Genomic DNA, 265 nt, shown 5'->3' with positions numbered 1-265 from the left:
GTATTGCTATCAATGCAAGACGCACAAAAAGCACTTTTTGATGCTGGTATTAGTAAGGGCATAAGCCCACAAGCCTTAGATAACTTTTTAGGACAGCAATTTGAGCACCCAGCAGGAAGCGAATATTCTGCAATTATTGCGCATGGCCGTAACCCTAAAAAAGGCCTTGACGCCAAATTTGTACGTTTGTGTTCAACCGCACAAGATCGCGTACTTAGCCCGCAAGCTAAGGAAGGCGGTAAAGTTGATATGAAAAATTTAGGGG

At 43.4% G+C, this 265-nt stretch carries 1 protein-coding gene; it reads left to right on the top strand.

What is annotated here, in order from left to right; genetic code table 11:
* A partial coding sequence (locus AAEY62_RS22915; RefSeq protein ID WP_350636729.1) for a flagellar assembly protein A occupies positions 1-265 on the top strand: 265 nt, incomplete at both ends.

The organism is Pseudoalteromonas sp. GW168-MNA-CIBAN-0100 (genome assembly GCF_040309225.1).
GTDB lineage: Bacteria > Pseudomonadota > Gammaproteobacteria > Enterobacterales > Alteromonadaceae > Pseudoalteromonas > Pseudoalteromonas arctica.
This window is presented reverse-complemented; position numbering and strand designations above follow the sequence as displayed.